The sequence below is a fragment of the Rhodanobacteraceae bacterium genome (genome assembly GCA_024234055.1).
Classification (GTDB): domain Bacteria; phylum Pseudomonadota; class Gammaproteobacteria; order Xanthomonadales; family SZUA-5; genus JADKFD01.
The window spans coordinates 12,704-25,880 of sequence record JACKOW010000006.1; the positions used below are offsets into that span (position 1 = coordinate 12,704).

Below are 13,177 nucleotides of genomic sequence, written 5' to 3' on the forward strand. Positions count from 1 at the left end.
ACGACGGGCGCTGTGCCCTTCTGCGCGACCTCCGCGTCTCCGCGTGAATCCCAAGCATCGGACTCACCCGAATCACAGAGCTACTTTCTCAGCAGAGTCTCGATCATGGTATCGAGCTTGCCGGCATCGGCAGCGAAGGCGCGGATACCTTCGGCCAGTTTTTCGGTAGCCATGGCGTCGGCGTTCAGCGCGTAGCGGAAGCCGGCTTCGTCAAAATGGACTTCGTCCAGCTCAGCGGCACGGGCAGCCTCAACGTCGAGAGCCCGCGGCAACGGGGCCGACAGGGTCTGCAATTGCGCCAGCAGTTCGGGGCTGATGGTCAGCAGATCGCAACCGGCCAGCGCCTGGATCTGGCCGATGTTGCGGAAGCTGGCGCCCATGACCTCGGTGGCGATCCCGAAGCGTTTGAAATAGGTCCAGATCTGCGCCACCGAGCGCACGCCCGGATCGTTGACACCGGCGCTGGCGCTCTCGTCCCAGGCGCTGCCTGCGGACTTCTTGTACCAGTCGTAGATGCGGCCGACGAAGGGTGAGATCAGGCGCACGCCGACGCTGCCGCAGGCGACCGCCTGGCAGAAGGCGAAGAGCAGCGTCAGATTGCAGTGGATGCCCTCGCGTTCCAGTACCTTGGCGGCCTGGATGCCTTCCCAGGTGGCGGCGATCTTGATCAGCACCCGTTCGCGGCCGATGCCGGCCTGCTGGTAAAGGTCAATCAAACGACGCGCTCGGGCAACGGTCGCCAGCGTATCGAAGGACAGGCGGGCATCGACTTCGGTACTGACCCGGCCTGGGACTACCTTGAGTATCTCCAGCCCGAAGCGCACCAGCACCTGATCGACGATGTGCTCGTGGGCCAGACCCGAGTGCGCCGCCACGGTTTCCGCCAGCAGGGGTGCGTATTCGGGCTGCAACACGGCTTTGAGGATCAGGGAGGGATTGGTGGTTGCATCGCGCGGCGCAAACTGCGCCAGCTGTTTGAAATTGCCGGTATCGGCCACCACCACGGTGCAGGCCTTGAGTTGGTCGAGCTGGTTCATGGTTTGGGTTTGAGTCGCTGGGCAAGCCCGCAATGCTAGCGCGCCCGCTGCGGGCAGCGCGTGCTCGCACCAAACATACGGTATCCGATTGATCTATCGACCTAGCAAAGAAGGGGCAGGGGGCAGGGGGGCCAAGCTCGACGCCTGATCTGACCATGCGGCGACGTGGGTCCCCTGCCCCCTGCCCCCTGCTGCCAACCCTCTGTCAGTGGCCATTCGCTGGGGCACTCGTGAATGGCAGCAGGATGGCAGTAAGCTGCATCGGGTCGGAGAGGAGTCAGGTCGATGAAAGGGAAGACACGTTATTCCAACAACAAGGTGTCGGAATTCACCCAGGCGACCCGCTTCGAGGAGTTGCCCAATGTCGGTCCGGCGACCGCCGGCGATCTGCGACTACTTGGGCTTGTTCATCCGCGCGATCTGCGCGGCCGCGATCCCTTGCAGCTGTTTCGGGAACTGGAGCACCGCAGCGGCAGCCGCCAGGATCCGTGTGTGCTCGATGTGCTGATCGGCCTGACCCGCCAGGCCGGCGGCGACCCGCTGCAACCCTGGTGGCACTACACGGCCGAGCGCAAGGCGCTGTACGGCAATGCCGATGACAGCGCCGACGGGCTGCGCTGATGCGCCGCGGCGATCGCCTGTTTCAACTGCTGCTTGAACTCGGTCGCGGCCGCGTGCGTACGGCCAAGCAGCTGGGAGAGCGCCTCGGCGTGTCCGAGCGCACGGTCTATCGCGATGTCGCCGATCTGGCCGCGCAAGGCACGCCGGTGGAAGGTGCTGCCGGCATCGGCTACTCGCTGCGTGCCGGCTATCAGGTGCCGCCGCTGATGTTCGAGCGCGATGAGCTCGAAGCGCTGGCCCTCGGCGCGGCCTGGGTCTCGGCCTACGCGGATGAGGATCTGCGCGCCGCCGCCGATCGGGTGTTGAGCAAGATCGATGCGGTGCTGCCGCAGCGCCTGCGGCCAGAGCTCAAGGCTGCGGGCATGGAAGTCTTGGCTTTCAGCCATGATCCGCGCACCCGTCGAGCGCTGTCGGTGGCGCGCCGCGGCATGAAGGAGCGCCGCCGCATGGCCGCCGAGTATCTGGATGGCAAGGAGGCCGTCACCAGCCGCGTGCTGTGGCCCCTGGGCCTGTTCTACTGGGGCAAGGTCTGGACGCTCGCCGCCTGGTGCGAACTGCGCCAGGACTACCGCAGCTTCCGTATTGATCGCTTCGTGACCCTGGATCTGCTGCGGGATTCCATACCCGACAGCGCGGACATCAGCCTGCAGGGCTTCCTCGCTCATGTCCGTGATGGCGGCGACTGCCGCTAGGCAATCCGGGGGAAGAGCAGGACGCGAAGAAAGAGCAGCAAGGTCGCGAAGGAGAGCCGTTTCTGAATTGCCATCGTCGCCTGGCGCCCATGTCCGTGATGGCGACGACTGTCGCTGGGTATTCCTTGGCAAAGAGCAGGACGCGAAGGACGCGAAGAAGGAGCAGAAAGGTCGCGAAGGAGAGCAGTTTCTGATGTGCCATCGTCGCCTGGCGCCCATGTCCGTGATGGCGACGACTGTCGCCAGGCATTCCGTGGCAAAGAGCAGGACGCGAAGTTCGCCAGGGAAAACCCGAAACCACGCGAAATGGATTGCAGCCCTGACATCTTTCCCTTCGCGACCTTTCTGCTTCTCCTTCGCGTCCTTCGCGTCCCGCTTCTTGTTCCAGACCCAGCCGGGGCGTCGAATTGGGCCCGGCTGCGGGCACTGAACAGGCCCGGTGAGTTCTGCGGCGCCCGCACGCGACGGCATCGGCCAAGACGGCTATCCTCCATGACCCTGGCGCCCTGGGCGCGGTGCCCGCAAGAAATCAATCGGATCATGCACAAGGCTTGGAAGCGAGCACTCGATCGCCTCAGTACCGAACTGGTTGCAGAAGACGTGCAGACCTGGTTGAAGCCCATGCAGGCGCGCATGCGCGGCGGCAATCTGATTCTGCTGGCACCCAATGGCTTCGTCGCTGACCGTGTACGCCGTGATTATTTGCCGCGCCTGCGTGAGTTGATGGCCGAGCTCGATCCGGCCGTCGGCGAAGTGTCCGTGGAGCTCGGAACCGGGGATGCACCGCCAGCGCCGGCCAAGGCGAGCGAACGACCAGCGGAACTCGATGTTCGCTTTGACGGCAAGCTCGATACTCGATACCAGTTCGACAATTTTGTCGAGGGCAAGTCCAACCAGCTGGCGCGTGCCACCGCGCTGCAGGTGGCGCTGAAGCCGGGGCAGGCCTACAACCCCTTCCTGCTCTACGGCGGCACGGGCCTGGGCAAGACCCATCTGTTGCATGCGGCCGGCAACTTGATCCTGCGCAACAATCCGCGGGCCAAGGTGCTCTACGTGCGCTCGGAGGAATTCATCCGGGCCATGATCCATGCGCTGCAGCAGAACAAGATGGACCAGTTCAAGCGCAGTTATCGCTCGGTAGACGCGCTGCTGATCGACGACATCCAGTTTCTGGCCGGAAAGGATCGCACCCAGGAAGAGTTCTTCCATCTGTTCAATGCCCTCTACGACGCCAAGCAGCAGATCATCATGACCTGCGACCGATATCCCAAGGAGGTCGACAAGCTGGAGCCGCGGCTGAAGTCGCGTTTCGGCTGGGGCATCAGCGTGGCCGTGGATCCACCGGATTTCGAAACCCGGGTGGCCATCCTGCTATCCAAGGCCGCGGCGGCCGGCATGGATCTGAACGAGGAAGTGGCGGCCTACATCGGCAGGCGCATGCGCTCCAATGTGCGCGAGCTCGAGGGCGCGCTGAACACGCTGCATGCGCACGCGAATCTGCTCGGCAAGGTCGATGTCGATCTGGCCTTCGCGCAATCGACGCTGCGCGATGTACTGCGTCCGCACGAACAGCAGATCTCGCTGTCGAACATCCAGAAGACGGTGTCCGACTACCATCGCATCCCGCTCAGTGATCTGCTCGGCAAGAAACGCACGCGCTCGCTGGTACGGCCTCGGCAGATGGCGATGGCGCTGGCCAAGGATCTGACTGCCCACAGCCTGCCGGAGATCGGTCAGGCCTTCGGTGGACGCGATCACACCACCGTGCTGCATGCGTGCAAAGTCGTGCGTGAACTGGTAGACACCGATTCACGAATGCGGGATGACTGGGACAAGCTGGTGCGGATGTTGAGCGTATGACAACACGACCAGAAGAAACCGTGCGCAAGCTGTGGACAAGTCCGGGAGTGGCGGGGACAGAAAAGTTATCCACATTTGGTCCCCAGCTCCCAGCCCAGTTCATCCCGACCCAATTGTCAGAAGATTATTCGTAAAAACAAGACGTTGAAAGATTTGCACAGGCAGAACGGCTGATCATCATCATCAACATGTTCTACTGCTTTAAAAAGACTTAGAAGCTTAGGAGCTTGGCATCATGCGATTTAGCGTCCAACGAGAGGCTTTGTTGCGTCCCTTGCAGCAAGTGGTTGGCGTGGTGGAAAGACGGCAAACGCTACCGGTACTCGCCAATGTGCTGATCCGGGTCGAGGGTGACAACGCCAGTTTCACCACGACCGATCTGGAAGTCGAACTGTCGGCAAGAATGGCGGTGGACGGCGCAGAGGCGGGGGAAGTGACGATCCCGGCCCGCAAGCTGTTCGATATTGTCCGCGCGCTGCCAGATGGATCCAAGATCGATCTGAAACAGGAGGGCGAGCGAGTCAAGCTGAGCTCTGGGCGTTCGCGCTATACGCTGGCCACCCTGCCGGCCAGCGAGTTCCCGGCCACCGAATCGGGTGATATCCAGGAACGCATCGAAATCGATCAGGGCGGTTTCAAGAAGCTGCTTGAGCGCAGCGCTTTCGCCATGGCAGTGCAGGATGTGCGCTATTACCTCAATGGCTTGCTGGTCGAGGTTCGCAGCAATGGCTTGCGCACGGTGGCAACCGACGGTCACCGGCTGGCGCTGGCGGAGACGGCTGGCGTGGCCGAGGGCGAGATCCGGCGTCAGGTGATCGTGCCGCGCAAGGGCATTCTGGAGCTGCAGCGTTTGCTGGAGGGTGGCGAGGCGCCACTGGAACTGGCTTTCTCCAAGAATCATATCCGGGCCCGTCTGTCCGACAGCATCGTCGTCTCGAAACTGATCGATGGCCGCTTCCCGGATTACGAGGCGGTGATTCCGCTCGGTGCCGACAAGATCATCCTGGTCGACCGTGATGCGATTCGTCAGGCCTTGTCGCGAGCGGCCATTCTGTCGAACGAGAAATACCGGGGTGTCAAGATTGAGGTATCGCCTGGGGTCCTGCGGGTGATTGCGCACAATCCCGAGCAGGAAGAAGCGATGGAGGAGATTGAAGCCGAGACCACGGTGGACCAGCTCGGCGTCGGTTTCAACGTCAATTATCTGCTGGATGCACTGAGTGCTGTCGATGGTGAGCGGGTTCGGATTCGTTTGCGCGATGGCGCCAGCAGCGCGCTGGTGGAATCGCCGATCGACGACACCACGCGCCATGTGGTGATGCCGCTGCGGCTGTGATCCAGGGGTGAGCGCGATCGTGTCTTCCCGGCGGGGCCGTTTATGCGGCCCCGTTTTCATTGGAGCGTACGGGTGCATCTGACGCGTCTGACCATCGCCGGATTACGTTGTCTGCGGGAGGTCGAACTGGCGCCTGGGCGGGGTCTGAATCTGCTCCTGGGCGGCAATGGCGCCGGCAAGACCAGCGTGCTGGAAGCGCTGTATCTGTTGGGTTCGGGTCGTAGTTTCCGTTTCGGCGGGCATGAGGCGGTCATTGCGCGGGGCAGTGCAGCCTTGCAGGTCTATGCCGAGATCGATACCGATGGCCGTCAGGATCGACTGGGTTTCGAACGGGCACGTTCGAGCTGGCGGGCGCTGCGCAATGGTGAGCGCGTGGCGGACCTGGCGGAACTGGCGACACTGGTACCGGTGGTCTGCTTCAGTCCCGAATCCCATGAACTGATCGGCGGCGGCGCTGAGGTGCGCCGTCGTTTTTATGACTGGATCGTGTTCCACGTGGAACCGGAGTTCACCGAAGCCTACCGACGCTATGCCCGACTGTTGCGCCAGCGCAATGCGGTGCTGAAGCAATCGGCATCGGATGCGGAGTTGCGGGTGTGGACTTCGGATCTGGCTGATGCAGGGGAGAACTTGGCGAAACTTCGGGAGAGGCTGCTACCCGACTTTTCGTCGGCCATGGTGGGCGCCCTGGCATTGACCTTGCCCGAAATGGGTGCGGCCAGCATCAACTACAAGCGGGGTTGGCGCGACGATGTGGAGCTTTACGAGCGCCTGGAATCCCTGAGTGCCAGGGAGCGCGAGGTGGGTCATACCCTGGCCGGACCTCACCGAGCCGACTGGACGGTGTCCTTCGGCGGGCGCGAGATCCGCGAGCAGGGCTCCCGAGGGCAGCAGAAGCTGGTGGCGCTGGCCGCTGTCCTGGTGGCTGCGGGGATCTATCGTATGCGTCGCGGCCACGCGCCCATCGTGGCGCTGGACGATCTGGCCTCGGAGCTGGATGCAGAACACCAGCGGCGGGCGCTGAATTCCTGTGCAGACCTGGGCGCACAGCTCTGGGTGACCGGCACGCAGCACACCGCGGCCTTTTCTGAATGGGCGGGCGAGCAAGCGGTGTTTCACGTGGAACATGGGCAGGTTGCGTGATCGAAAGGTGGGTGGCAGCTCTCGCGGGCGCCGCGCCGCGGCGCCGCTTTCCCGGAGCCACAACATCAGGAGCCGCCGCGAAGGCGCGCGTCCGTCTTCAAGACCGTGTCGACCGCGCCACGTGGTACATGGCCCCTTGGCAGGGTTCGCGTCGACACACGTACTAAGCAATGCCGGCGGGAGGGCACGTCAAGCAAACCCTCAGTGGGTAATTCGCTTGGACTATCGACCTCAGCGGCAGAGCCGCCCTGTGGGCAGACCGACCGTTCGTGACCGGAATCAGAGCCGCCTCTGACCAAACATGTCTCAACCCGGCTGATTGTCTCAAGCAAGAAGGAGCGGGCAGGGATCCGACCTCGATGCATGATCTCACCGTGCCGCAACGTGGGTCCCCTGGGGCTGGTCTATGCGCGAACATGTGCACCTACAGGCCTTGGCGCGAGTACCGACAAACATACGCTGTTCCCATGAGCGTCCGGTTTCACGTGGAACATCACGTTTCCTTCGACTCGCTCCGGAATTGCCAGCCGCTGTCGACTGTACCGTAGGAGCGACTTCAGGTCGCGACCGATTCCCTCGCGACCTTCGCCGCACCCAATCGCGCCACAAGGGCGCTCCTACGCAGCGGCCACCGGACACCGAGATCCCAGCGGAGATAGGGGCGTTTGCCCAGCCTGACCGCGCCCGGCGGCAACGGAAGTGACACTCCCGCCCCTGCTATACTCGTCGGCTTGCGTTCGACGCCTCCCACGGCGCACGCCCCGGACCCAATGCCTGGACCATGAGCGAAGACATCAACGAAAGCCCCGACAGCAGCAAGCCGCAACCCAAGGCTTATGACGCCGACTCGATCAAGGTCCTCAAGGGCCTGGACGCGGTACGCAAGCGTCCAGGCATGTACATCGGCGACACCGATGACGGCACCGGCCTGCACCACATGGTCTTCGAGGTGGTCGACAATTCGGTTGACGAAGCCTTGGCCGGTCATTGCACGCACGTCTATGTCACGATCCACACCGACGGCGCAGTCACGGTCTCGGACAATGGTCGCGGCATTCCGGTGGCCATGCATCCCGAAGGCAAGTCCACCGCGGAAGTGGTGATGACCGTGCTGCACGCCGGCGGCAAGTTCGACGACAACAGCTACAAGGTTTCCGGCGGCCTGCATGGCGTCGGCGTCTCGGTGGTCAACGCGCTCTCGGAAAAGCTGCATCTCAAGATCGAGCGCGATGGCTATCTCTGGGAGCAGGAGTACAGCCTCGGCGATCCGGTCTACCCGTTGCGCCAGGTCAAGCCTTCCAGTGGCCGTGGCACCAGCATTCGTTTCAAGCCCAGCACCGAGATCTTCACTGATGTCGAGTACCACTACGACATTCTCGCCAAGCGCCTGCGCGAACTGGCCTTCCTCAATTCCGGTTTGCGCATCGAGCTCAAGGACGATCGCGCCGGCCGCAGCGACGTCTTCGAATACGAAGGTGGCATCCGATCCTTCGTGCAGCACCTCGCACAACTGAAGACCGCGTTGCATCCCAGCGTCATCAGCATCGACGGTATCAGCAACGAAATCAGCGTCGATCTGGCCATGCAGTGGACCGACGCCTATCAGGAGATGGTCTACGTCTTCACCAACAACATTCCGCAACGCGATGGTGGCACCCATCTGGCCGGCTTCCGCAGCGCGCTCACCCGCACCATCAATCAGTATGTCGAACAGTCCGGCCTGCTGAAGAAGGACAAGCTGGAACTCTCCGGCGACGACAGCCGCGAGGGTCTGATCGCGGTGCTTTCGGTCAAGGTGCCGGATCCGAAGTTCTCGTCGCAGACCAAGGACAAGCTGGTGTCGTCCGAGGTCAAGACGGCAGTCGAGAGCATCGTCGCCCAGAAACTGTCTGAATTCCTCGCCGAACACCCGGGCGATGCCCGTGCCATCACCAGCAAGGTCGTGGAAGCCGCGCGTGCCCGCGATGCCGCGCGTCGCGCCCGCGAGATGACCCGGCGCAAGGGCGCGCTGGACATTGCCGGCCTGCCCGGCAAACTGGCCGACTGCCAGGAGAAGGATCCAGCCAAGTCCGAGCTCTTCATCGTCGAGGGCGATTCCGCCGGTGGCTCGGCCAAACAGGGCCGCAACCGCAAGTTCCAGGCCATCCTGCCGCTCAAGGGCAAGATCCTGAACGTGGAAAAGGCCCGCTTCGACAAGATGCTGCAATCGGCCGAGATCGGGACGCTGATCACGGCCCTTGGCTGCGGCATTGGCCGCGATGAATACAATCCCGACAAGGTCCGCTACCACCGCATCATCCTGATGACCGACGCCGACGTCGACGGCTCGCACATCCGCACACTGCTGCTGACCTTCATCTACCGGCAGATGCCGGAACTGATCGAGCGCGGCTATATCTACATCGGGCTGCCGCCGCTGTACAAGGTCACCCAGGGCAAGCAGATCACCTACATCAAGGACGATGCCGCACTGGCTTCCTTCCTGCTCGCCGGCGCGGTCGATGGCGCCAGCCTGATCCCGGCCGAGGATGTGCCGCCAATCAGCGGTGTTGGCCTGGAACAGTTGATGCAGCGTTACAGCAATGTGCTGGCCCATCTGAAGCGACTGAAGCATCGCTTCGACCCGGCGCTGCTGGAGGCCCTGGTCGAACTGCCGCCGGTGGCGATGACCGCACCGGACAGCCGCGAGCAACTGCAACTGCTGGCCACCGCACTGGAAAAGCGCCTTAGTGGCACGGCTTTGGACCACCCGCGCTATCGCGTGCAGGTGATCGAGGAAGTCGTCACGGTACCGGTGGAAGAGGGCGCCGAAGCTCCGGCGATGCGCTATTCCCTCAGCGTCGAGCGCCTGCATCACGGATTGAGCAGCCACACGCTGCTGTCACCGGCCTTCTTCGAAGGCTCCGACTACGCTCCGCTGGCCGAACTGGCGCAGCAGCTGGGTGGCCTGCTGGGCCCGGGCGCGACCGTGACCAGGGGTGGAAAATCCAAGAACATCAACAACTTCGGTGAGGCACACGAGTGGCTGATGGAGCAGGCCAAGCGCAATCGCGAGATCGGACGCTTCAAGGGCCTGGGTGAAATGAACCCCGATCAGCTGTGGGAAACCACGGTCAATCCGGAAACCCGGCGCATGCTCAAGGTGGGCATCGAAGATGCGATTGCCGCCGACCAGATGTTCAGCATGCTGATGGGCGAAGCGGTGGAGCCCAGGCGCGAGTTCATCGAGGCCAACGCCTTGCGAGTTGCCAATCTTGACGTTTGAGCGACCGGCGCCGCGTGGCGCGCATCGCTGCCGACACGCCGCGCTAGCAGCCACAATCCTCGCCTGACGCCGCGCAGACCCACCCCAGGGTGGAGTTCGATTCCGCTCAACAGCGGAATCGGCCATTGCCTGATTCCGGTCCTTGGGATACCGTTCCAGCACTTTGGGCGTATGGGCGTCCGGTGTGGACAGGAGCGGAGCATGTTGAGGCAAATCGTAGGACTGACTTTGATGGCGGGACTGAGTTGCGGCGCGGCTATGGCTGCCTCGGTTCCAAAAAACGGCGACGCGCCGCTGGCCAGCGGCGTCTATCGGGGCCTGGTGCCGGTCGCGCATTTCGATGTGTCGCCGCCCTTGCGCGACATGAAGCCCACCGGCATTCCCCCGCTGGTGCTGACCCGCGCCAATGGCGAGATCGACGACGACCCGCCGAGCGGTCTGGAGTGGCAGTTCTTGCCGGGCCCCCAGCTTCCTGATCCGATCGTCCAGTCTGCCGTGGGCCCTCTCAATATTCCGGCTCCGAGTGTGTCCTTTGATGGCCAGAACAATATCTCCGGCGTCAACCCGCCGGATCCAGCGGGCGATGTGGGACCCAACCACTATGTGGCAATGAGCAATCTGCACACCGCCATCTTCGACAAGACCGGCAACCTGCTGCTCGGACCGGTGGCCACCAACACCTTCTGGGCCGGTTTCGGTGGCGCCTGCCAGACCGAAAACTCGGGTGATCCGATCGTGCTCTACGATCAGTTCGCCGATCGCTGGATCCTGACCCAGTTCACCTCGGCGGGCCCGACCTATTTCAACTGCGTCGCGATCTCGCAGACGCCGGATCCCACCGGTGCTTACTACCGTTATGCCTTCTCGACCGGCACCAATTTCCCCGATTACCCCAAACTCGGCGTGTGGTCCAACGCCTATCTGATCGCCAATCGGGAATTCGCCGGCAGCAGCTTCGGCGGTATCGGTGCCTACGCCATCAATCGCGCGCAGTTGATTGCGGGTAACCCGACCCCGCAGGTGATTTCCTTCGTCGTGCCGCCGGGCGCCACGCCCTACAACACAGGTGACGGCCTGCAGCCGGCCGATATCGATGGAACAACCCTGCCAGCACCCGGCACGCCTGCCTATTACGTCGGCGCGATGGATAACAACGGGCCCTATGGAGCCCCCCAAGACGCCCTGAACTTCTGGAAGTTCGTGATCGACTTCACGACACCCGCCAATTCCAGCTTCACGCTGACCCATGTGGTGCCCATTTCTCCCTACAACAGCATCTTCAGTGGCTGCTCGGGACGCTCCTGCATTCCCCAGCCGAGCACGACCAACAAGCTCGACCACCAGGGCTACCGCCAGCGCCCCCTGAATCGCCTGGCCTATCGCAACTTCGGCAGCTATGAGGCGCTGGTCACCAATCAATCGGTCGACGCCGGTGCCGGCCCGGGCGGCGCAGTTTCCGGCATCCGCTGGTGGGAACTGCGGGTCACAGGCGGTGTGCCGTCGCTGTTTCAGGAAGGAACCTATGCCCCAGGCGTGACCGATGGCATACACCGCTGGATGGGCTCCATCGCCCAGGACTCGGCCGGCAACATGGCCCTGGGTTACAGCGCATCCAATGAAACTGTCTTCCCCAGCGTGCGCTACACCGGACGCCTGGCGAGTGACCCTGTCGGCACCATGCCTCAGGGTGAGGGCGTGATCGTCGCCGGTACGGGCTCCCTGACCGCAGGTGGCAACCGCTGGGGTGATTACACCTCGATGAACATCGACCCCACTGACGATTGCACCTTCTGGTACGTCAACGAATACGCGCCCACGACCTCGACCACGGGCTGGCGTCTGCGTGTGGGTTCTTTCCGTTTCAATGAATGCGGCACGCCCACCTACACCATGAGCGTCACCCCGCAGGCACAGACGATCTGTGCCAATGGCAGTGCGGAGTACGGCATCAACATCGGCAGCATTTCCGGCTTCAACTCGCAGGTCACGCTGTCAGCCAGCAATGTACCCGCCGGCGCCAGCTCCAGCTTCACCAGCACCCTGGTGACGCCCCCTGGCTCCAGCAGCTTCCAGGTGACGCCGACCGGCGTGGCGGCGGGTACCTACATGATCGACATCAACGGTACCGCCAGTGGCCCGATCAACCGCCTGCAGACGGTTGACCTGACTGTGCAGACCACCGCACCGGCTGCCTCCACGCTGACCACTCCGGCCAACAGCGCCACCAATGTCGCCCCCAATGTGAGCTTCACCTGGGCGGCCGTGCCGAATGTGATCGACTACACCGTGCAGGTCGCAACCGATGCCGCCTTCACCAACATTGTCCGCACGACGACGACCAGCGCCACCACGTGGACGCCATCGCCGCAGCTGGATACCAGCACCAGTTATTTCTGGCGCGTGTTCTCGCGCAACGCCTGCTCCACCGCAGCCGAGTTGTTCGCGGACGGCTTCGAAGGCACGGCGCCGGCTGGCGGCCTGGGTACGGTCTCGGCCACGGGCACCTTCACCACGGCAGCCGCGCCTGGCGATTGCCCGGCGGGTCCGGCACCGACGATCGTGGCCAGTGAAGACTTTGAAGGCGCTGCCACCGGTTGGGTGCAGGAAGCGGGCGGTACCGGCACCAACACCTGGGCGATTACCAGCAACTTCCCCTTCGCCGGAACCAAGGCACTGCAAGGCCTGACCCCGGCTACCGCCTCTGATCAGCGCTTCATCAGCCCGGCCTTCGATCTGCCCACGGTAGGCAACGGCTTGACGCTGTCCTTCCAGAGCCGGCAGTTGATGGAATCGCGCACCGGCGGCGGTTGCTGGGATGGCGGCTTCATCGAAGTTTCGGTCGGTGGCGGGGCGTACTCGCAGATCACGACCGGCTTGTTGACGGATCCCTACGACGGCGCCCTGCAGAGTGGTAATCCAGCCGCGCCGGTCAACGCCTGGTGCGGTGATCCGCAGGCCTATCTGAAGTCGGTGATCGATCTGGCGCCCTATGCGGGTCAGAGCAATGTCCGCTTCCGCTTCCGCGTGACCTCGGACACCTCGGTCAATCGCGCCGAAGGCTGGAACATCGACAACGTCGAGATCAAGCGCTGCAACTGATCTCTGACTGAGTCACCGTAGCTCAAGGCCCCTGGGTGCAGATCCAGGGGCCTTTTTCATGGTTCGCCCCGCAGGGCGCACCCGCGGGGAGGTGAAAGTCCTCTACTCGCCCGACAATGGACGC

8 protein-coding genes are annotated in these 13,177 nt (G+C 63.2%); 7 read left to right on the plus strand and 1 reads right to left on the minus strand.

The genetic code is table 11. The annotated features are described in order from the left end of the window. Positions 1 to 80 precede the first annotated feature (80 nt). Complete coding sequence (gene tal, locus H7A19_11905) at positions 81 to 1,037, minus strand: transaldolase (GenBank protein ID MCP5475530.1); 957 nt, start codon at positions 1,035 to 1,037, stop codon at positions 81 to 83. A 285-nt stretch (positions 1,038 to 1,322) separates the two neighbouring features. On the opposite strand from tal, the gene H7A19_11910 reads away from it, so the two are divergent. From H7A19_11910 to H7A19_11940, 7 genes are all read left to right on the plus strand, one after another. Beyond that, complete coding sequence (locus H7A19_11910; protein ID MCP5475531.1) at positions 1,323 to 1,658, plus strand: helix-hairpin-helix domain-containing protein; 336 nt, start codon at positions 1,323 to 1,325, stop codon at positions 1,656 to 1,658. Beyond that, positions 1,658 to 2,350, plus strand: coding sequence for a YafY family transcriptional regulator (locus H7A19_11915; GenBank protein MCP5475532.1), 693 nt, complete (start codon positions 1,658 to 1,660; stop codon positions 2,348 to 2,350). The genes H7A19_11910 and H7A19_11915 overlap by 1 nt, the downstream gene beginning before the upstream one ends. A gap of 540 nt (positions 2,351 to 2,890) precedes the next feature. After that, positions 2,891 to 4,210, plus strand: coding sequence for a chromosomal replication initiator protein DnaA (gene dnaA, locus H7A19_11920; GenBank protein MCP5475533.1), 1,320 nt, complete (start codon positions 2,891 to 2,893; stop codon positions 4,208 to 4,210). A 235-nt stretch (positions 4,211 to 4,445) separates the two neighbouring features. Further along, on the plus strand, positions 4,446 to 5,546 hold the full coding sequence (gene dnaN / locus H7A19_11925) for a DNA polymerase III subunit beta (GenBank protein MCP5475534.1): 1,101 nt from the start codon (positions 4,446 to 4,448) through the stop codon (positions 5,544 to 5,546). A 72-nt stretch (positions 5,547 to 5,618) separates the two neighbouring features. Next, positions 5,619 to 6,689, plus strand: coding sequence for a DNA replication/repair protein RecF (recF, locus tag H7A19_11930; protein MCP5475535.1), 1,071 nt, complete (start codon positions 5,619 to 5,621; stop codon positions 6,687 to 6,689). Between the two features lie 781 nt (positions 6,690 to 7,470). After that, positions 7,471 to 9,954: a DNA topoisomerase (ATP-hydrolyzing) subunit B gene (gyrB, locus tag H7A19_11935; GenBank protein MCP5475536.1), complete on the plus strand. Its 2,484-nt coding sequence runs from the start codon at positions 7,471 to 7,473 to the stop codon at positions 9,952 to 9,954. Positions 9,955 to 10,155: 201 nt separating this feature from the next. Next, positions 10,156 to 13,053, plus strand: coding sequence for a hypothetical protein (locus tag H7A19_11940; GenBank protein MCP5475537.1), 2,898 nt, complete (start codon positions 10,156 to 10,158; stop codon positions 13,051 to 13,053). Positions 13,054 to 13,177 lie beyond the last annotated feature (124 nt).

What these genes read in the sequence shown, in the direction of transcription:
- tal (MCP5475530.1), bottom strand. Translation starts at nt 1,037, where the DNA reads ATGAACCAGCTCGACCAACTCAAGGCCTGCACCGTGGTGGTGGCCGAT.
- H7A19_11910 (MCP5475531.1), top strand. Translation starts at nt 1,323, where the DNA reads ATGAAAGGGAAGACACGTTATTCCAACAACAAGGTGTCGGAATTCACC.
- H7A19_11915 (MCP5475532.1), top strand. Translation starts at nt 1,658, where the DNA reads ATGCGCCGCGGCGATCGCCTGTTTCAACTGCTGCTTGAACTCGGTCGC.
- dnaA (MCP5475533.1), top strand. Translation starts at nt 2,891, where the DNA reads ATGCACAAGGCTTGGAAGCGAGCACTCGATCGCCTCAGTACCGAACTG.
- dnaN (MCP5475534.1), top strand. Translation starts at nt 4,446, where the DNA reads ATGCGATTTAGCGTCCAACGAGAGGCTTTGTTGCGTCCCTTGCAGCAA.
- gyrB (MCP5475536.1), top strand. Translation starts at nt 7,471, where the DNA reads ATGAGCGAAGACATCAACGAAAGCCCCGACAGCAGCAAGCCGCAACCC.
- H7A19_11940 (MCP5475537.1), top strand. Translation starts at nt 10,156, where the DNA reads ATGTTGAGGCAAATCGTAGGACTGACTTTGATGGCGGGACTGAGTTGC.